The organism is Demequina sp., from assembly GCF_047975725.1.
In the GTDB taxonomy this organism is placed as follows: domain Bacteria; phylum Actinomycetota; class Actinomycetes; order Actinomycetales; family Demequinaceae; genus Demequina.
This window is the reverse complement of sequence record NZ_JBKEED010000015.1, coordinates 1-20,149: the sequence shown is the minus strand read 5'-3', so window position 1 is coordinate 20,149 and position 20,149 is coordinate 1. Positions and strand designations below refer to the sequence as shown.

The 20,149-nt window shown below is 65.3% G+C and carries 11 protein-coding genes and 1 pseudogene; 7 read left to right on the top strand and 5 right to left on the bottom strand.

The annotated features are described in order from the left end of the window. Positions 1-12 precede the first annotated feature (12 nt). From ACK5NO_RS05030 to ACK5NO_RS05015, 4 genes are all read right to left on the bottom strand, one after another. On the bottom strand, positions 13-138 hold the full coding sequence (locus ACK5NO_RS05030) for a hypothetical protein (protein WP_416811579.1): 126 nt from the start codon (positions 136-138) through the stop codon (positions 13-15). 151 nt (positions 139-289) lie between these two features. Next, the gene (locus ACK5NO_RS05025; RefSeq protein WP_416811578.1) at positions 290-1,072 is read right to left on the bottom strand and encodes an N-formylglutamate amidohydrolase; all 783 of its coding nucleotides are present in this window, start codon (positions 1,070-1,072) and stop codon (positions 290-292) included. Positions 1,073-1,143: 71 nt separating this feature from the next. After that, the gene (locus ACK5NO_RS05020; RefSeq protein ID WP_416811577.1) at positions 1,144-1,503 is read right to left on the bottom strand and encodes a hypothetical protein; all 360 of its coding nucleotides are present in this window, start codon (positions 1,501-1,503) and stop codon (positions 1,144-1,146) included. Then, positions 1,500-2,144 carry an NUDIX hydrolase gene (locus ACK5NO_RS05015; protein ID WP_416811576.1) on the bottom strand — a complete coding sequence of 215 codons (645 nt, stop codon included), beginning with the start codon at positions 2,142-2,144 and terminating at the stop codon, positions 1,500-1,502. The genes ACK5NO_RS05020 and ACK5NO_RS05015 overlap by 4 nt, the downstream gene beginning before the upstream one ends. A gap of 76 nt (positions 2,145-2,220) precedes the next feature. Between ACK5NO_RS05015 and ACK5NO_RS05010 the strand changes: the two genes are divergently transcribed. The 3 genes from ACK5NO_RS05010 to ACK5NO_RS05000 all read left to right on the top strand — a co-directional run bounded on the left by ACK5NO_RS05010 (position 2,221) and on the right by ACK5NO_RS05000 (position 8,749). After that, positions 2,221-3,606 carry an ADP-ribosylglycohydrolase family protein gene (locus ACK5NO_RS05010; RefSeq protein ID WP_416811575.1) on the top strand — a complete coding sequence of 462 codons (1,386 nt, stop codon included), beginning with the start codon at positions 2,221-2,223 and terminating at the stop codon, positions 3,604-3,606. Positions 3,607-3,697: 91 nt separating this feature from the next. Continuing rightward, complete coding sequence (locus ACK5NO_RS05005) at positions 3,698-4,297, top strand: hypothetical protein (protein WP_416811574.1); 600 nt, start codon at positions 3,698-3,700, stop codon at positions 4,295-4,297. Positions 4,298-6,760: 2,463 nt separating this feature from the next. Then, positions 6,761-8,749, top strand: a complete 1,989-nt coding sequence (locus ACK5NO_RS05000; protein ID WP_416811573.1) for a DUF262 domain-containing protein — start codon at positions 6,761-6,763, stop codon at positions 8,747-8,749. Here the strand turns inward: ACK5NO_RS05000 and dcm are convergent. After that, positions 8,746-10,128, bottom strand: coding sequence for a DNA (cytosine-5-)-methyltransferase (gene dcm / locus ACK5NO_RS04995; protein WP_416811572.1), 1,383 nt, complete (start codon positions 10,126-10,128; stop codon positions 8,746-8,748). The genes ACK5NO_RS05000 and dcm overlap by 4 nt on opposite strands. A 217-nt stretch (positions 10,129-10,345) precedes the next feature. Here dcm and ACK5NO_RS04990 point away from each other — a divergent pair, with 217 nt between their 5' ends. From ACK5NO_RS04990 to ACK5NO_RS04975, 4 genes and pseudogenes are all read left to right on the top strand, one after another. Beyond that, complete coding sequence (locus ACK5NO_RS04990) at positions 10,346-13,396, top strand: hypothetical protein (protein WP_416811571.1); 3,051 nt, start codon at positions 10,346-10,348, stop codon at positions 13,394-13,396. A 28-nt stretch (positions 13,397-13,424) separates the two neighbouring features. Continuing rightward, positions 13,425-18,731, top strand: a complete 5,307-nt coding sequence (locus ACK5NO_RS04985; protein ID WP_416811570.1) for a DEAD/DEAH box helicase — start codon at positions 13,425-13,427, stop codon at positions 18,729-18,731. Beyond that, positions 18,668-19,846, top strand: coding sequence for a PD-(D/E)XK nuclease family protein (locus ACK5NO_RS04980; RefSeq protein WP_416811569.1), 1,179 nt, complete (start codon positions 18,668-18,670; stop codon positions 19,844-19,846). The genes ACK5NO_RS04985 and ACK5NO_RS04980 overlap by 64 nt, the downstream gene beginning before the upstream one ends. A gap of 141 nt (positions 19,847-19,987) precedes the next feature. After that, positions 19,988-20,149: pseudogene (locus ACK5NO_RS04975) on the top strand (IS256 family transposase); the annotation flags it as partial.

Sequence of the window (20,149 nt, the reverse complement as noted above, 5' to 3'; positions counted from 1 at the left end):
GCACAGCGATGGTCAGCGCGCGGGCTGATTTTCCTCTCGACGCAGCACCTGGAAGCGCGGTTCGGGCGCTTGGCTGCGGAGAGGATACGGGTGCAGGAAGAAGCCGGAATTGGCCGAGCTTGTGGCGTCAAGGCTCATGGCGGCGTCCTTCCTGTCCTGGGCGGCGCCGGACGTTCCGGCGCACGAGCATGGGACTGTACTCCCTTACCTGGGGTTTCGGCAAGGGTGTGATGAGGGCCGATGCGCGGGCTGGGTTTCGCTGTCGATGGCGGGGTGCGCGTGCTGTCTCTCAGGCCCCGCCCTGGTGGGCCAGAGAGACAAGGTCGGCTAGCGCATCGGCCACCCGGGCGAGGCGCCCGTGGGGCGAGATTGTCCGCTCGTCCATGTGCTGATCCCTGCGCACCTCGATCATGATCGAGGACACGCGCGCATCGGTGCCATAGAAGCGCAACGGCACATAGGTGCCAGCAGAGGGAGAGTCGAAGGCGAGCTCGAACGCGCCGAAAGCCTCGTGCGCTGCGGACACCAGCCACGGTGGCGTGTGCGCTGTGTCTGTGCCCAGACAGATCGAGGGCCGAGGGGCGTCCTGTGCCGCGAGTTCGTAGGGCAGATGGCGCGTGGGGTAGGAGTGCACATCGATGATGACCACGCGGTGATGCTCCGCGAGGGCTTCGCCTACCGCGCACTCGATGTCGCGCGCATGCGGACGAAAGTACCTGCCGAGTAGTTCGTTGTCGACGTGTTCGGGCAGGCGCCTCCGGTCATGGGTCTTGGTGTAGATGGCTCCCATGCCCACCTCTTCCATGGGCTCCGAACCGTCGGTGAAGCGCTCAACATCGACCACCAGTCGGGACACGGGCGCCTGGACCACTGCTGGCGCGGACGTCCCTGACGCCACCACTGTGTGGACTGCGCGTTGAGCAATGACATCAGTAAATGAGTCCGTCATGCAGTCGAGTTCGTGCTCGAGGTCGGGGTCGGTGAGAACGATGCCCGTGCGTGCATGAGCGGGAATCAGCCGCGAGGCGTGGGGTACATGCAGAATGATGGGCGACGACACGGAGTCACTCATTGCTGGAACATCGGTGGCGCGTCGCGGGTGGTGAAAGCCAATGCATCAGTTGATCCCCATGCCCATCGCCATCAGGATGTCGTCGTCGGTCCAAGCGGCGCCGTCCTGGCAGTGATCCCTGAGCCAGCGCTCGCGCTCGGCCCGGGGAGTTGTGGTTCGAAGCATGCGTGTGGTGGGCGGGGCGGGAGAGTGTCGAGGCTCGCCAGGAACGCGGCGTAGGCCGCCCCGTCCTCGTCGATCGGCCCCATGGCGTACTGGAGGGAGTGCCCCGCGGCAAACTCCTTGGCGCGCGCTTCGAAAACCGTGCGCGCTGCGCTCGTGGCTTCGATGTCTCCGGATTGCCGTGCGTCGAGGTACAGGCGCTGGAGCGCCACGAGTTCGAGGTGTGTGACAGGTGTGTGGCTGGATTCCGTGCGCGTGGTGCGAGTCATCGTTGCTCCTGTTCCTTGACAAAAAGCCTGGCTGGCTTCCCCACCGTTCCTTGGTCGAGCGTTCCTGTGTCGGTGAGTTGCGGCTCCATGAGCCGACGAAAGGTGTCCTTGCCCCCCGGCCTGTCGGGGTCCACGGCACGGTGTAGGCGCTCGAGCTCAAGGAGGGTGAAGGGCGCGCTACCCAGCAGTCCCCAAGGATCGGGGTTCTTGGCGTAGTCCGCGCGGAGCCGCGCGACGGCGAGCGACAGGATCTCCCGATGGTCGAACGCGAGTGGGCCTGCATCTGTGACAGGCACCAGGGTGGCCGAGCCGAGGAGGGCAGCGGGCGCCGCCGCCAGGTGCGCAACCGAGATGACCCAGCCGCGAGAATCGCGGCCGATCGCGTCGAATACCCGCAGTTGCGCGGGCTCGAGTCCGGCGAGGCCCGCCTTGTTGGCGAGCGAACGCCGCACCGCATCGGCCAGGACCTCGCCTTCGTGGAGGAAGGTGCCGGGGAGCCTGCGCGATCCGTCCCGCGAGTCGTCCACGAGCAGGACGGAAAGCGAGCCATCGGCCACAGTGAGCACGGCAGTGTCGACGGCCACCGACGGTCGCGGGTAGTCGCTCAGTGCTCGCCCGGAGGTATCGCGAAACTCTGTCACAGTGGCCAATGTCGCACTCTTGCGCTAACTTGTCAATTGACGCAGAATTGCGTCAACGTACAACGAGGGGGTCACCATGACGAAGATCACTAGTTCCATCGCCCACCGCGCCGCTGGCGCCATCGTGGGATCCGCCGTGGGCGACGGGATCGGTGCGCCCTATGAGTTCGGCCCCGCGCGACCGCAGTTGGCCCTTGCGGGCTCGGCCGCTGACATGGTTGGCAATCACCTCTGGGAGCCGGGTCAGTGGACCGACGACACGGCCATGGCGTTGCCGATTCTGCGCGCCGCAGCGACCGGCATGGACCTGGCCGACGCGCAGGCTCAGGGCGCGATCGTGAGCGCCTGGCGGACCTGGGCAGCCGGCGCGAAAGACGTGGGCATCCAGACAGCGGCGGTGTTGCGAGGCATGCGCGGCGATGACGCGGCTGCTGCTCGGGAGTCGGCCCGACGGGTGCACGAGCTCAACGGCAGGAGTGGCGGCAATGGCTCGGTCATGCGCACGGCGCCGGTGGGGCTCGCATTGATGGGGGAGGAGGACGGGGTCGCTCGCGTCGCTGGGGCAACCAGTGCGATTGCTGCTCTCACGCACTGGGAAGACGACTCGCGTGACGCAGCCGCCCTCTGGAGCGTGATGATTCACCTCGCGGTGCGCGATGGCCGGGTCAGGATGGCCGATGCGCTCGCGGCTCTCCCCGAGGCCCGCCGGGACCGGTGGGCCGGGTTGCTCGAGGAGGCGGACGGCGCCGACCCCGACAGCTTTGCGCACAACGGCTGGGTGATCCACGCCGTGCAGGCCGCGTTCGCCGCGGTGCGGGCAGGCGGCATCGATCTCGAAGACACGCAGACGCATACGCCCGAGGCGTTTGTGCGAGTCATTGAGGCGGCCGTGCGCATCCACAACGACACGGACACGGTCGCTGCCATCGCAGGTGGGCTGGCGGGGGCACTCGTGGGCGCATCGGCGATCCCGCTGGGCTGGCAGCGGATGCTGCACGGCCACCCGGGGCTCGGGGCACGTGAACTGACGCGTCTCGCCGTCCTGGCGGTGCGCGGTGGGCGGCCCGATGCGCGCGGATGGCTCGTGGGGGACAGGCTGAACTACTCGGGTTGGACGGGGCGCGACGCGATCGCGGTCCACCCCCACGACGACGGTGTGGTGATTGGGGGCGTGAGCCAGGTGGTGGACCTGCCCGCGGACATCGATGCGGTGGTGTCGTTGTGCCAGCTCGGAGCTCGTGAGGTTCCTGCGCGCATCGAACCGTACAACGCGGTAGAGGTGTGGCTCGTTGACAGTCCTGATCCGGGCGCGAACGTCCACCTGGGCTTTGTGCTCGAGCAAGCGGCCGATACGGTTGCTGAGTTTCGCGCCGAGGCCAGAAGGTCTACCTCCACTGTGTCGCCGCGCAATCTCGGACGCCCACCGTGGCGGCGCTGTACGCGGCACGGCACCTGGGCGTGACGGTGGAGGTCGCGCTGCGCGACGTGGTGGCGGCGCTCCCTTCTGCTGATCCCAATGCTGCGTTCCGGACCTATCTAGCGCAGGTGCAGTGATGGGCGGCACCACGGTGTTCCGCCCGGCAGACCGGTTCATTGGTGCGCAGCTGTGGTGGGCCGCGTCTGAACTGTGTCGCCGCCACCCGCAACTGGGACTCGTCGAGACGGTGTTCGACAAGGTCGGAACCGTGGTCGAGGCGGTGGGTAGCCTGGCTGGCCGCGACGTACGCGTGGGGTTCTCGCGTGCCGCCGGCATCGCCATCAAGGACCGAGACTTCACCGTGGCCCCGCCGGCGCTACTCGAGCAGGTCAACCCGCACGCGATCCTTCGACGCATCGAGGAGGCCCACGGCATGGGCAAGCCTGAGCCCACGCCAGCGACCACCGGTGTGACCATCGGCTACCGGTCGATCGCGTGGGTGCTGGGGGCCATGGTGAACTCGCGGCATTCCTGGACGGTGCGCGGTGAGCGAGGCTCGGACCCGCACGTGCTCGCGGACCTGTCGTGGATGGGTGAGGCCGCGGGTTGGGCGTCCCTCCATGAGCTCCGAGGCTGGTGGCAGGAGGCCGACGATGAGGGGGCGCTCTATGAGGCGGCAGTCGCGCACGCGTGGGTGTTGATGCGGGACCTGCAGCCGGTCGCGGTTTTTGACTGATACGGACATGTGAGGACCGCGACAGGGGCGACGAACTTGCTCGACACGTATCGGTCCTGCGGCGATGACCTGGGACGCGCGGTCGGCCTGGCGTTGGGAGGGGCGCTCTCCGGGTGACCGCGACACGGTGGGAGTGGCCAGTGCGATGTTCGCGGACACTCGACACCGTTGCCAACTCGAGGGTGGCGCCGGATATCGCCATGGCTGGAGTCGTGATTCCAGGAGGCGCACCGATTCCTGCTGTGTCCGGTGTCCACGAAGCCGGCGTCGTCTGCGTGTGAACTTGATAAGTCCGCTCACGGTTCGGTAACCCCGAACCGAGAATTTCTGCAGGACGAAAGCCCGAACTGCGTCCGTCGTCACGGTGATCTCGCCGCTTGCAACCGACGTGGTGGCTGCTTCGATCGCAGTTCGCGGAGCTTCCAGTCTTTCAGTGCTACGCCAATCGGAGGCGCATCAACCCGAGTCTTCAGCACTGATAAGGCTTCGGTGAGGCTTCGTCCGTCGGGACGCACCCTCCCGCAGGGCAATCTCGGTCACCCTACTCGTGAGCGCACTGACGGCGACCGACTTCGGGAACACGCTAAGAACTCTCATGGTGATACCGCGCAGCAAGTCGTCGGTGGCGAGGGGGTGGCTAGTCGACATCGCCCGTCGTCTCAAGCGAGATGGCGCGCCGTGCTCATCTTGCTGCACGGCGCCTGGAGAGGAGGTTTGGTTGCGTTGGCGGGAGGCGTCGCCTAAGTAGCCAATCGTCAACCGCAGCATCGGTCACGTCCTGTCGCGCAATAACGTGTTGGTTGACGAGCCGGATGATCGAGGTCCGGATTTCTGCGTCGCTCCAGCCGTAATCAGCCGTCGCCCGATCTCGACCAACCTCATTGATGATGAAGCGGCCGTACACCGCCAGAGCGCGATCGACGACAGCGATCACAGCATGGTCGATTGACGGTGAGTCCGAAGTGATCGGCTCCAGCTCAGACGGCGAGGGCAGCGGCACCTGATGCCGTGCGCTGGTGGTGTCATTTCCCGGCGCGGGTGGCGGCGAGCCTCCGTCGGCGACTCCTAGGACTCGGCGATAATCTGCGGCCAGCGAGATCTGCCACGTAGAGAAATGCGAAGCTGGGCCCGCAGTCTCGCACGTGGCGTCGCCCCGAGCAGTAGCGATCATGACAGCGTCCTTGACTTCCTCGACACCGACCTCAAAGTGCGTATGCGCCAGAGCATGTTGGACGCTAGACACGAGGTGTTGGCCAAACGTTGCACCGCACTCGTCCAGGATCGGTGCGATCGCAGTCCAAATCGCACGTTGTACCGGAGTGACCTGGAGTGCTGCCGATTCTGAGTTCAGTGTTTGGTTGGCGGTGAGTGGTTCAGTGAGTGGTGCGAGCCGCGTCGCAGCGCCTTTTCGTGCGCTGGCGCTCGGGCCATCCGCGTCGACTGCGACTTTGCTAGAGGTGATGGTCGGACTAGCGAACCAAATTCGACGAACCGCGCTCCTCAAGGCGGGTGTGAGGTTCGTGACTGTGACGCGGGCCGCTTCGGCCACCGCTGGATCGGGGTCCCGCTGCAGTGCATCAAGCAGCGGCACTGCCCAAGCGTCCTCCGTTCCGGCGAGGTCCGATGCTGCGAGTGCACGATCAACGGGGTCACGTGAGCGGGCGAGTGATTCGACACGCTGCCGCGGAAGCGTTGCCGGGTTTGTATCCGATTCGTCAGCCGACATGTCGTGTTTGCCTTGCCCCTCAAGCAGTGAGTGTTCTGACGCGTGAGTGATTGAGGGCATCCCTCGCCTGTGCGGTCACGAACTCGCCGCGATCGTGCGTGGGCCTGGGCAGCGGATCAAGGTTCACGACGGCTTCCATTGGGGCGGGAAATGGTGGAGTCCGGACCGCGCGTTCCGGTGCGCGGCGGCTTCCCCAGCGTGTCAATGGTAGAGAGTGTGGCGCGCCAGTCAAGCTCCAGTGGCGTATGTCTCACACGGCGGTGACATGCCCGGCGCGCGGGCCACGCAGGAAAACAACATCGCACGCGGTAGGTTCATCGCGATGAGCGCAGTCGCGCACGCGCCGCACCGCGCCAACGATAAACGGGAAAGCTGAGGACCTGATGGTCGAGTACTCAAGTGCGAAGGACAAGGCGCATGCGGTGGCTCGCATGTATTACCTCGGGGGGGTCACGCCAGAGCCTCTGGGTCCGGGGAGCAAGGAGAAGCGCTCCGCTATTGAGGCCCTCGGTGCGGCCGTGGGGCTCGAACTGCGACAGGTACCCGGCAAAGTTGAGTGCTGCCGAGTCATTGCCGCCGAAGTGCGCGTCGAGTGGGACGAAGCTTGCTGGTCCAGCGGTGACACGGTGACGCTACGCGGGCTTAACCACTTAGTTGATGCGGTAGTGGCGCGTAAAGCGCCGCGCGATCCACTCGCACGGCGTTTTTTTCTAGAGAGCGTTCTGGGCACGCCCCCATTGGCCATCGGTCACGCAGCAACTGAATCTCCCGCCGACGCGCTTGCGACCGATGACGACTTCGAGTTTGAGTTCCTCGACGAGGAGGAGGGGACCAGTGGCGGTCGAACCATCGCGGTGGACGATCCGGACGAAGTCCTCACCGTCGAGCAGCGCGAGATCGCCGAGGGTGTGGCGGCGCTCTCGGTTCCAGCCGCCGTGGTTCCGAAGGGACTCGTTCCGTCGCGCTCGGTTGTCGTCCTCAAACCCGCCGACTTTCACGACGGTGGGTGGCAGCATGCGGTGATCTCAGTTCAGGGCTGGCTACACCTCGCTACCGACCTCTCGGCGGGCTCCAATCCTGCGTTTTGCGCTTCGCTACTGGAAGGGCTCGGGGAGTCGCCCGACAAGCGACTCGACCAGGGCGACGTCCTGGTGCAAGAGGCACTCGCGAGGCTGAACGAGCGGCTCGAACGTGCTGTCGCACTTCGCGAGGCGTTCGAGGTCGAGGTGCAGTCTGCTGACGACACGTCGGCGGCGATCGCTGCCGCGACAACGTCGTGGGAGCAAGGCTGGGGCGACATGGACGACGAGGCAGAGAGCGAGGTCAGCGGAACGATTCAGGCGCTCGCCGACACGTGGCCGATCGCGGATTTCGTTCAGCACGCGCGTGACTCCGAACTGGACCTCAGCCCGTCGTATCAGCGTGCCGACGTCTGGCCGAACAGCGACGCCCAGATCCTCATCGAGTCGGTACTGCGCGGGATTCCGTTGCCGTCAGTGATTCTGTTGCAGCGCGCAGCGGCCGGAACTCTTCAGTTCGAAGTGGTCGACGGGAAGCAGCGCCTCACCGCGATTCTACGGTTCACAGGCAACCACCCGACCGCACTTCAGATTGTCAAGCAAAGGGCTCTCGAATGGGACATGCCAGATCTGGTGCATGTGTTCCAGCTGGAGTACCCGCGCTTCAAGAAGATCTGGAAGGAACGCACGACGGAGGTCCTCACCTCGACCTTGGAGCGTGAGTACTATTTCCCATTCCCGCTGCGCTCCGGTGGAGTCAAGGCCCTTGGCGGCGAGCTCGAGTCATTCAAGGGGCGGTACTACTCTGAGCTTCGGAATCTCCCCATCACGGTTGTGGGTGAGCCGCGTGTGGTGCGGTCGCTGTTCGAGCAGACATCGCAATACCGGATACCCGTGATCCTGTACAAGCAGGTGACGTCCGAGCAGATCCACGAGGTGTTCAGCCTCTACAACAAGCAAGGCAAGCACCTCAACGCAGAGGAGATTCGCAACGCTCTGTATCACCACCTACCGCTCATGAAGGGGCTTCTGGTCGCGGCGGGTGACACCCAAGACCTCGACGGAGTCGCGCCCTTCCTCGACCCGATTCGTGAGCGTGTTACCGCCATCGGGCGCACTCTTGGCGGGTACGGCTTCGCTCGAGCTGGCTTCCGTCGCACCAAACTCCTCGCGTGGGCTTCCGCTGCTCTTCTGGTGGACGAGGGCCGTCCTGACTCGCGCTCGACAGCGAGTCACATCAACCTGATGTTCAAGCGCGTCGATGCGTCGCGGTACGACCCGCTTCGCGTTTCCGACCGAGTGTTCGCACTGGTCGACTTGCTAGCGTTGAGTGTCGAGGCTCACCGTTCGCTCCCGCCGACACTGTGGCATCCCGCATTCCGCAACTCGCAGGGATATACGAAGTGGCAGGAACTTCAGCTCGTGGCGGTCCTCATCGGCTTTGCCGCGGCGGGGGCCGTATATGGCAAGGACCTCCCCAAAGTCGTCGCGGCCGCGGGTGGACGGTTGCGCGACCTCTCCGCCTCGGACCGGTGGAAGCGTCCCGCCAAGACGCAGTCAAAGGTGCAGTGGCTCTACACCGCGCGTGTAGTGGGTGACGTGCTGGATGCTCTAGGCGTCTCGGCCACGGCGGCATCCGACGCACTCAAGGGGCAGTTCGGCACTTCCGGCCTGGAGACGCTGGTCGCGAACGCTCCTCGTAGTTAGCCTGTTCGCGTCGAAGACACCGCAGTCTCAGGTGTCCTCGACGCGCCGAGCACGGAGTCGACTAGGCGCGAGGGCAGATCCGGCGCATTCTGCTCGACGTGCGTCCTGAACACGTGCCATGCGGCCCCGACCGCCACACCGTTGCCGACCTGCTTGTACGACGCGGGATCCTTCTGGGAGCCGAAGGTAAACTCGAGGGGTAGGCCCTGGAGTCGAGCTGCCTCGTGCGGCGTCAGACGTCGACGCCGGGGACCGTAGATCGACGTTTGCGTGATCGCAACGAGCGCCGGGAGGTATGTGGGCGCCTTGGCGCGGATCCCGGAGGGACGGAAGTGCATCACCGTGTCCCACAGCGATTCGAGTTCGCGCGCTTGCCATTCCAACTTCCTGCGAGACGCGGGAAAACTGCCGAACTGCGGGTGCGCGACGAGCCAGGCATTGATGATCTTTCGGTGCTCGTCGTAGAAGCGAGCGTTCTTGACGAGGAGCGTCTTGCGCCACGCGGGCATGCCGTCCAATTCGAACGGGTCGAGGCGCGACTCCGTGACCCAGTGGTCGGCCCACAGGGGAAAGCCTGGCAGCTTTCCGCCGGTGGAATGATGGTGGCGCGCGACGAAGTCGTCCCACACATTGATCCACTCACGCTCGGCATCGGTTAGCTGATAGTGCTCCAGGTCGGTGACGGTCGCGTCGTCGTCGAGGATCCACTCCGTGCGCCAGTCGTCCACGCTCCAGCCGTTCACCGGTGCACGCAGGACAACGGGTTCGGGAACGATGCCAGCAGCAAGTTCCGCGGCGACCTGGTTGGGGCCGATGAAGGTCCCGAGGATGAACACGCGGTCTCTGACCTGCGGTGTGCCTCCCAGATTGGGTGGCAGAAAGTGCGGTGAGAACACAGTCGGGCGGTTCGACACGCGGTAGCCGATCTCGCGCAGTGTGCGGATGATCACGTCCCACTCGTGGCGGTGACGCGGTCCTGCGATGTTGCGGACATTCTCGAGCATCACCACCGCAGGCGTGCGGTCCTCGAGAATCCTTGCGATGTTCCAGAAGAGTGTGCCGCGCGCCTCATCCATGCCGCGTTGCAGCCCTGACTTTGAGAACGGCTGGCAGGGGAAGCCCGCCGCGAGGACATCATGAGCTGGCACGTCGACGCGGCCGTGCTCAGGAGTCGCAGTCGTGATGTCGGAATTGACCTGCGGCCGGGCCGAAGCGGGCAGGGGGTCGATCCAGTTGAGCGCGTAGGTTCTACGCGCCTTCGGATCGATCTCGGAGACGTAGACGCAATGGCCGCCGCCGTGCTCCAACATCGCGTGGAAGCCGCCGATCCCTGCGAAGAGATCGGCGTAGGTGAATGCCGGGTGGGGCGCGGAGGACATGCCGGCAAGCTTAGCTGATCGTGGGTGGCTGCGATTGCGGGCGCAACCTTCGAACTGACGTTGGCGAGCGGAGGCGGCAGACTGTCGGGCGCCTCCAAAAAGGGGACTCGGTGGGGAAGTCAGTGCTTCGTGCCAACATTCTCACGCCCGGTTGATCAGGTCGGCGGGGTGCGGGATATTAAGCCGCAGAGTGTTGACTACTTCGCTGGGGGCGAGAGTGACGAGCATTGAAGCTTGGGATACGTACACACGGTGGAACGACGCCATTGCGACGGTAATCTACTCGGAGTCGCACGACGCCACCCCGGCTTATCTCGATCTCGACGACGACGTGCTAGCGAAAATTGCGAATGCCGCAGATTGGGACGGCGACCCGACGGAGGGTTTGCGCGACGCGGTTGCCGGAGTCGTGGTCCAGGACGGGATGCTCCGTCTTGAGCAACTCACCGTACGCCGCGGTCAGTGGATGCGGGACGTGCGAACCCGGAGGGAGCCGCCGCCGGTGCTCGCGTTCCTCGCGATCAGCGTGCTCGCGGCCGAGCAGATGGGTGCAGACGGGAGCCCCTACGCGCAGAACGCGTACTACCCGTGGCTCGCGAAGTCGCTCGGTCTTGGCAGCGACAAAGCCGTGTTGGCCGATGTGCAGAAGCACTACTCGGCACGAGCCGAGGACTTCTGGGGCGCGCTCAACTGGTGGCTCGAGGAATGCGATGGTCGCCGGGGCCTGCCGACGGCGTACGCACTCAGCCACCGCTACGTGGGGATTCCTCTTTCACAGGCGCTTGTCCGTGATGGCGACCGCCGCAAGTTCACGCACTTCTTCTTGAAGTACGGGCTCGCTCCCGGAATGGAGATCGGAGGCCAGGACCTCGAGGCATATCTAGGCGAGTGGTTGACGCTCGATTCGTGTCCCGCCTCAGTTAACCTGAAGAAGCTCTGGAAGCGCGAGGCGACGCGCGCCCGCATTGCCAATGTCGTCGCGCTCGAACTCGCGGCGTGGGATGGCACCCTCGACAAGGACGTGGAGGATTTTGCCGGTTCGCTGGATTCCGTCCGGTTGCTTGCCGACCTGAGCCGAGGCTTCTTCGGGACGAGTCTCAACCTAATGCTCTCGATGCATGCCGGAGACCACACCGACAGTGCCTTCTCGCTCGAGCTCAAGGATGAAAGCGGAGAGTGGCAAGAGGTCGAGTTTGGCCAGGCATCGGGCAACCTCAGGGTTCTTCCCATCAGCGGCGTCATCGACGCCTGTAGCCTGCTTGCCGGCATCGTCGAGATGCGCGACCCGAAGCAGCCTGACGCCGCTCCGCGCAGGCGGCATCCCCGGGCGACGATTCCCCTGGTTTTCGACGAGGTAATGCAGGCCTTTGTCGAGCGCGAGCGTCTGCAGCTCAACGCCGATGCCGTGCTGCTCGTTCGTGAGGACGGCCTAAAGGGCACGCTACCCAGGGTTGTGGAGGAGGTCCTCGCGAGCCACGCCCGCCCCGGCTGGAGCAAGCTCGCGGGCGTGCAGGGGATTCCGACCGGATGGGCTGCGTTTGCGGGCGTCCAGTTGTTCACGCCCCCGCTGCAGACCCTGGTGCCCGAACTAGTTCCGCTGGCGCGAGACCTGCTGACGCTCGCGGGCGGCATCCGCATCCCTTCACGCATCCGTAAGTGGTCCGCGGTGGCGCCGCCGGAGATTAGGGTTTCGCTACAGAGCGTGCCGAGCTTCGAGGTGCATTGCGTGGCGCTGGCAGACGATGCGGTGGTCCGCCAATGGAGTTCTGAAGAGGGCGCGCTCGTTGTGCCGCTCGGCGATGAGCAGCTCGCCGCGGGAGACTACCGGGTCGAACTGCGATTGCCGGGCGCGAAGGACCCGCTGCAGCAGGGCACGCTCCGTCTCCGAAGCGGGGACGTGCAGGAGGTCGAGTTGTCGCAGCCAGGCGCTACCGAGCGGCCGTACATCATCGGCGAGGGGCAAGACGCGCTTGGAGCCGTCGGGGTTCGAGGCGACAGCGTCGGAGCGAATACGGTGTGCGTCACCGGAATCTACGCGGCTGCTCAGCTCGGGGTCGATGTCAGTGGCAGTGCGTCCAAGGCGGCGTCGTGGATGCACTGCAAGGAGGCCATGGCCACAGTAGTGAAGCCCGTTCGCGTCGCAGATCCCGACCCTGAATCATGTGTCAATACCGGGGCGCACTACCTCGTGTATCCGACCTTTGGCGATGGCCCCAAGCAGAAGTACATCTCCGGCGAGTGCAAGTCCTGCGGAGTGGTGAAGCGATCGCCGGGATGGGCATGGAAGGCCGCGAAGAAGTCGAATGGCAGGCGCGCGGAACACACCGTCGACGTCGCCGATCTGCCGTCGGTGGATACGGGTACTGGACGGCTCTGGGCAGGAGCGCTCGACGCATTAAGGCACATCGGCGCTGGTAGCGCTCGCCAGCTCACGAACCTTGCCACGCAGATCGAGCCCGGAGCTCTCTTCGGAGGCACGCTCGCCACGACTCTGGAGACCCTGGGGCATATAGATGTCGAGCGGGATGCGGCAGGAACCGTCGTTGGCTGGGCGATGGCCGAGTGCCAGGTCGCCGTGCGACCGGATGGCGCGGCGGAGCTGCTGGGCTACTGGCCGCCGGACGTGCGCTCGTGGCTGCTGCACGAGGCCGAGAGCGGCGGTGCTGTGGTGGCGGAGATCCAGGCCAACGCGCAGCCGCCGCGCACCGTGATCACCGGGCTTCCGGACTCGGTTCTCGACGTCGCGTTCGAGCAGGGCATCACCGTCGTCGACGATCCGTCGTGGCAACTCCTGTACGCGCTGCCGCCGCTCAGCGCTGTCGCCGCCGCCCTCCCCCGTGCTGCGCTGCCCGGATTCAAGACAGCCGAACTGTTCGATACCGAAAGCGCGAGCTGGGTTCCGACGACGGACGTCGACCGACCTGGTGCCTTCCGTCTGACGAGGGGTTTCGAGCGGACCTACATCCTTCGGAGCGACGCGGACGTTGCCAGGCGCGAGGCCGCGCGAGCGACTGTGCACCTGGTGAAGCACCTTGCGGCGGCCGCCGACGGGCGACCTCTGGCGGTATACCTGGAGGCGAAGAGCGCGGTGTTCGTCCCCCGCGGATGCGAGCTTCCGGGTCTGTACGGCCGTGCGTTGGCGCTCGCATCGGGCGTAATGCCACGCCCTGCCCAGATCAAGGTGGGGGACAGCCGGCGCAAGGTCTTGGCATACGAGGGTCTGGACCGACCCACAGCTGACCGCCTCTACGCGCTTATCAACTCCTAGACACTTACTGCAACTCGAAAGGGCATAGATGTCCTCCGACGTGACTCCCGGAAAGCTCGCCGAAGGGCTGCGTGACGCATTCCTCCGGTACTACGACACCGCGTACTGGCTGAACGACCCCGACCTCATGGCAGAGCGACGGGCGCTCCTGGAGGCACCTGACGCGATCGTCGGCGATGTGCTGCTCGAGCCAGTGTTGCCGTATCCGAACAGTGTGCCGATTGGTGAGGCGGCCGAGCGTGCGGGAATCGCTACTTCCACGCTTGAATCGGTGGCGCGGGCCACCTTCGGTGTCACTGACGTTTCGGACGTGTCTCTGCGGGCGCACCAAGCGAACGCGATCGAGCGCCATTTCAGCGCCGCCGCGCCGCACAACGTTGTCGTGACCTCGGGGACCGGCTCTGGCAAGACCGAATCGTTCCTGTTCCCAATTCTTGCCAGGTTGGTCGAGGAGTCCAAGGGTTGGGCTAGCCAGCCTGCAGCCAATCGCTGGTGGAGTGCCGCGGACCCCCGGTGGGTGCCGATGCGCCACGGTGAGTCGCGTCCAGGCGCAGTTCGGACGCTCATCCTCTACCCGACGAACGCGCTGGTCGAGGACCAGATGACCAGGATGCGGCGCGCAATCCGGGCGCTTAATGCTGAGCACCCCGAACGGCCCCTCTGGTTCGGGCGCTACACGGGAAGCACTCTCGGGAACCAGCACAAGCCGACCAAAAAGTCGAAGAAGGCCCAGGAGGTGGCAAAGGAACTGTGCGACCTCGCGGAGGACTACGCGAAAGTACTCGCAGCTGCGCAGTCGATAGCCGAGCAGTCGGTCGAGGCACCTTCGCTTGAACCCGCCGAGTTCCCCGACCCGGCGACTGGCGAGATGATGACGCGCTGGGACATGATCGATAGCCCTCCGGACGTGCTCGTGACCAACTACTCGATGCTCAACACGATGATGATGCGTGCGTTCGAGGACCCGATCTTCGCCTCGACACAGGAATGGGTCAAGGCCGATTCTTCGCATGTCTTTACCCTCGTCGTCGACGAGTTGCACCTCTATAGGGGAACCCAGGGCAGCGAAGTCGCGCTGATCATTCGCCAACTGCTGAATCGCCTCGGAATTGAGGCGGACTCGCCGCAGCTACGAATTATCGCTACCTCAGCGTCATTGGATGAGGGCGAGTCGAGCCTGTCGTACCTAGAGGAGTTCTTCGGCACGGATCGCAGGACGTTCGCGATAGATCCTGGGCAGCCCTTGCAGGTGCCTTCTGATCCCGGATCATGGACTGCCGAGGAGGTAGCGGGAGCATCGGCCGCCGAACTGACCCACGCGATTGCTGCAGCCTGTCGAGAGCCCGGCTCAGGACGGATCCGGGCGACCAGTACTAATGTGATCGCCGAGCGCATGTTCGGTCGCGGTACCGAGAGCATCTCCGTATTCGAGGCAGTGTTCGATCGCCTCGCCGATGATCGACCGGGCGAGGACGGCGTCACCTTGATTCCAATGCGGGCTCATGTGTTCGTGCGCGCGCCGCGAGGGATGTGGGCTTGCACGAACCGGGCCTGCAGCGGCGTCAGTGAGGCGGGTTCGGATCGGACGGTTGGAACGCTCTATCCTGCGCCTCGTGCGGTGTGTGATCACTGCGGGTCCCGCGTGCTCGATCTGCTCTACTGCTTCCACTGTGGCGACGTCAGCCTCGGCGGCAACGTCGTGGAGACCAAGGGCGAAGATACTCTGATCTCATCGCTTCCCACCACCGAGCGCCAGGCTGAGCGGCCAGTCTTCCGCAAGGCGGGTGGGGAGTATGTCTGGTTCCGTCCCGGCACTTCGACCACAGTCGACGATTGGTCTGCAGGGAAGACCAAGTTCGGATTCAGGCCGCTGGCGTGGAACCCGAGCCTGGGCCTCGCGCAACCCAGTCTTGCGGCAACAGACGCGCTGCGCCTGGTCCCGCTCGGCGCCGGGCCGGCAAGCAACATACCTGCGCTGCCGACGAAGTGCCCGACATGCGGCATGAGCGAGCGGCAAGGCAATTCGGAGGTGTTTCAGAGTGGTGTTGTGCGTTCGCCTATTCGTGCGCACACCGCCGGTAGCGCTGCCGCCACGCAGCTCTACCTCTCTGAACTCGTGCGTGCGCTCGCCACCGGCAAGGAGGGGCGCGGGGCAGTCGTCGACGCAAAGACCATCATCTTCACCGACAGTCGCGACGACGCCGCCCGCACCGCGGCGGGCGTGGCGCTCAATCATCACCGCGACCTAGTCCGCCAGGTGCTCCGACGCGAGGTTCACCGCGCGCCCGACCCCTTCGCGTTGCTCGGCGCCATCTCGGGTCCCGACGAAGCGGACGCGCGTGGACTCCTCGCCGGCTGGCAAGCGAACATGATGTTGAACGCAAAGATCCCGCTTTCGCCTGAGATGCAGGCGGCGCTCGACGACGCGGTCGCGAGGCTCAGCGGTGAGCAATCGATCTCGCTGCTCCAGCTTTTTGACCGGGTGCAGGACGCTTTGCTCGAGATCGGCGTCAACCCGGGTGGCCCGAGTCCGTGGAACGTCACGCTCGAAGATGGATCCTCGGCCACCGGGACCCCCTGGTACCGGGCGTTCGAGCCCCCCGTCAAGGGGGCGTGGCCCGGGAACCCGACCCAGTATGGGCGCGAGCGGCTGCTGCGCGACATGCGGCGTTCCGTGGCTGAGTCGCTGTTCGATGGCGCTCGGCGTGACATGGAGTCCGTGGGAATCGCTCGACTATCGGTGGCCGGCGTCGAAGCAATCGATGGGCCGCTCGCTCACGCCGAGCTGCTGCAGGTGGTGGACTCATCCATTCGCATCCTTGGGACCCGCCGTCGGTATGCCGACAGCTTAGCGTTCGGTGTAGAGGATGAGGACCTGATGGTCAAGCCGGTGCGCGACTATGTCGAGGCAGTGGCGCGGCACCTTGGCCTTGACGAGAAGGCCTCGGTCGCGCAGGTCGACGCGCTGTTCGGCACTGAGCCGCTACAGCTCGCCGCTCGCAAGTGGATCCTCACGACGGGATCTTTCGAAACGAATTTGGTCGCAGTGCCGGCCGGGGGTGAGGTCTGGCGGTGCAAGAACTGCCGCTATGTCCATCTCCAGCCGAGCGCAGGCGTTTGTGCCAACACCCAGTGCAACGCCGCGCAACTCGAGGTCGAGCCAGCACGGGACGCCGAGACTGATTACTACGCGTGGCTCGCCAACAAGCCCTCACGTCGTCTCGCGATCGCCGAGTTGACCGGTCAGACGCGGCCGCTCTCCCTGCAGCGGGAACGTCAACGGCGTTTCAAGGGCGCGCTGGCCCCCTCGGAGCACCTGCTGCCGGACGAGTTGGATGCTCTGTCGGTCACGACGACCATGGAAGTCGGTGTCGACATCGGTTCGCTCCGATCAACCATGATGGCCAACGTGCCCCCGCAGCGGTTCAATTATCAGCAGCGCGTGGGGCGGGCAGGCCGATCTGGGCAGGCCTTGAGCTTCGCATTGACTCTGTGTCGCGATCGCACGCACGACGACTTCTATTTCCAGCGTCCGGAGCGGATCACCGGCGACATCCCGCCGCAGCCCTTCCTCGATCTCGGACGGCGCGCGATCATCCAGCGGGGAGTCAACTCCGAGTGCCTGCGCCTCGCCTTCGGGTCGCTGTCCGATCCCCCGCAGTGGGGGCCCGAGAGCAGCCACGGGACGTTCGGCACGGTCGAGACGTGGCCGAACTTTCGCGAGGCGATTGGCGGGTTCCTTCGGGCATCGGACACCGTTGACCGTATCGCCGTGCGTGCGTCGCGGTACACGCGATTGGACGAGGCCGAAGTTGCGAATGTCGTGCAGTTCGCCCGATCTGCTCTCGTCGTCGCAATAGACGAGGTCATCGCGAGGGAAGGGGACGGAGCGGAGGGTGAGTTGAGTGCACTCCTCGCACGTCGGGGACTCCTCCCGATCTTCGGCTTTCCCACCCGGGTCCGGTCGCTCTATGACGGCATGCCGTGGAATCAGGACGCGCTGCAGCGGATGGTCGTATCGGACCGGCCGCTCGGCCAGGCCATCTCCGCGTTCGCTCCGGGCGCAGAGGTGGTCAAGGACGGCAAGGTACACACAGCGGTAGGTTTCGTGGGCTTCAACGTTCAAGGATCCGTCGTCAAGCCAGTCGAGAACCCGCTCGGTCCTGTCACCTCGGTCGCAAAGTGCGAGCGGTGCGGGCGCACCGAACTGCGGCCGAAGGCTGAGCTCAACGTGTGTGAGCAGTGCGATGCCCCATTGGTCGCGCTTGGCCTGTACGAGCCGCGGGGATTCCGCACGTCGTACAAGCCACGCTCGTACGACGATCGCAACGACGATCAGTCCCACGCTTCGCCTCCGGAGATCTCCGTGCAGGCCAAGCCTGATCGTCGTGCCGAGTTGGGTCCCATCGACCTTGAGGTCTATGAGCAGGCTCCCCTGGTGAGCTTCAACGACAACGGCGGCGCGGGCTACAAGTTCGTGAACGAAGAGGATGGCTCTGTCACGGTCGTTCCTGGACAGCCCCAAGCGGAGGTGAAGAACGTCATCGGCGAGATCCGTGTCACCGACGCCCTGCTCGTCACGCCGCGGCGCCTGTCGCTCAAGACGGGCTCGCTGGGGCTGCTCGAGCAGTGGTCGGCTCGCGCCGCGTACACGTCAGTGGCGGAGGCGATGAAGCTCGCCGCCCAGGCGCACCTTGACCTCGACGCGGGCGAACTGGCGGTGGGTCTCAATCCAGTGCGGGTGCCGATGCTCGCAGATGACCAGGCCGATATGAAGTCGCAGGTAGCCTCGGCTATCTACTTCGCCGACACCGCGGAGAACGGGGCCGGATACGCGATCGAGATCGGCGAGCCAGAGACGTTCGAGCAGGTTCTGGCGCACGCCGTGGGTGACCTGCAGAGCCGCTGGGCTGCACCGACACACGCGGCCCAGTGCGACGTCTCGTGCCCGGATTGCATGCGGTCGTACGACAACTCGCGGAAGCACCCCCTCCTGGACTGGCGCCTGGCGCTCGACATGCTTGAGTTGCTAAGCGGGCGGGAACTTACGCTGGGTCGCTCGCTGCGCGCGGGCGACGAGGTCTACGAGGTCGCCGCGCGGGCGCTGCCCGGTGCTGAGGCTCGTGCGTATGGCGAGGTACCCGCAATCGTTGCTGGACGCAAGTGCGTGCTCCTCGCGCATCCGCTATGGCGCGTCGAGGAGGCCTGGCTGGATGATGCGCAGGCGGTAGCCCAGGTGCAGGCGCAGACGATGGACGGTCTCTACGTCGAGTGGTTCGATGCTCGCCGCTTCCGTCTCAACCCGGTGTCGGTCATGTCCATGCTGCAGTCGTGATCGGCCTTGTCCCTCGCCCGACGGTGCCTGCTTACATCAGCCCGTCGGCGGTGATCGCCTTCGAGCAATGTCCCGCCAAGGCGGGGTTCCGTCTGGATCCCGCCCTCGCGGCCTTGCGGCGAACAGGGCCGGCAGCGGCGGTGGGGGGCATTGCCCATGAGGTCCTCGCTGCGCGCGAAAGCGGTGCGGCCTTTGGCGACGTGTGGCACGCGGCGGCGGAGCGTTGGCACTCACGCCTTGTCGACGAGTGGGCACCAGCGACGCCTCCGCGGCCGGAGCAGTGGCAGAACTGGGCATTGACGCGCGAGCGGGTGCGAATCCAGTATGAGTCGACGGTAGCGCCCAGGGAACACGTGGTAGCCGTTACCGATGACGTCCGCCATGCTTGGCGCGAGCGTGAGATCGCGACCGATAGCGGGCACGAGCTTCCGATCAAGCCTGTAGCAATGCCAGGTCCTCTTCCGTGGGTGGAGCGAAAGCTCTACGACGCGCGGAACGGCCTTATGGGCATACCGGATCTGGTCGAGGATGTGGCCGGCTCCGTAGTGGTGGTCGACCACAAGACCGGGCTCGCCCAGCCGGTGGTAACTTCGGAAGTGGAACTCCAGGTGCGGCTCTATGCAGCACTGGCGCGGGCGTACCTCGGCCGCGCTCCAAGTCGGTTGGAGGTTCGCGATGGAACGGGCCACGGGACTGAAGTCGCCGGAGGGCCAGCGCTCGTTGAAGATGCAGTTCATCGAGCAGTTGCCGCGCGCGAGGCACTCGCCGCAGCTGGCAGGGGAGAGCAGGAACTCGTCGGCCGACCAGGAGCCGAACGATGCATGGGGTGTCCGTTCCGAGGAGTCTGCCGTGCGTATCTGAATGCGTCTGAGCCCGTGCGCACGCGGGGAAGAGCCTTTGCTTTCGAGGTGCTCGAGGTTGATGCGGACGGCCCCACAACTGGAGTTCGCGCAAATGTCGTCGCTCCATCTGACATCGCGGGGGAGACCCGGATCACCGGGTTTCCGTTTCCGAATGGCGTCCAGGAGGGATCCCTGTGGGGAGCCGCTGGATTCGAACTGCTCCGCGGCCATGCACGGGGACACTGGACGACCTTGATCCATCGACTTCGGTGAGAGCTCCGCTTGATCTCCGAGTAGTGCCTCTTAGAGTGGTGTAGCCCTCGAGGGTGGCAAGCCTTCTCGTAAATGAGGAAGCGGCCACCGCGGGACCTTCGAGTATCACCTTGCACAGTTCTTCTCGAGTGGATCACCACGATGACCGCATCCCATATTGTCGACCCTGCCCGCGGGACAAGGCAATCTCCTCACCGACGCGTCGCCGGACCTGATGCGCTCGCTGTTGCAGACCATGATTAACGCGCTGCTCAGCGCCGACGCGGACGCCGTGGTCGGAGCCGAATGGGGCCAAGCCTGCGT

Coding starts and splice junctions, on each gene's coding strand:
- ACK5NO_RS05010 (WP_416811575.1), top strand. CDS start 2,221: ATGACGAAGATCACTAGTTCCATCGCCCACCGCGCCGCTGGCGCCATC.
- ACK5NO_RS05025 (WP_416811578.1), bottom strand. CDS start 1,072: ATGAGTGACTCCGTGTCGTCGCCCATCATTCTGCATGTACCCCACGCC.
- dcm (WP_416811572.1), bottom strand. CDS start 10,128: ATGTCCTCCGCGCCCCACCCGGCATTCACCTACGCCGATCTCTTCGCA.
- ACK5NO_RS04985 (WP_416811570.1), top strand. CDS start 13,425: ATGTCCTCCGACGTGACTCCCGGAAAGCTCGCCGAAGGGCTGCGTGAC.
- ACK5NO_RS05005 (WP_416811574.1), top strand. CDS start 3,698: ATGGGCGGCACCACGGTGTTCCGCCCGGCAGACCGGTTCATTGGTGCG.
- ACK5NO_RS05030 (WP_416811579.1), bottom strand. CDS start 138: ATGAGCCTTGACGCCACAAGCTCGGCCAATTCCGGCTTCTTCCTGCAC.
- ACK5NO_RS05020 (WP_416811577.1), bottom strand. CDS start 1,503: ATGACTCGCACCACGCGCACGGAATCCAGCCACACACCTGTCACACAC.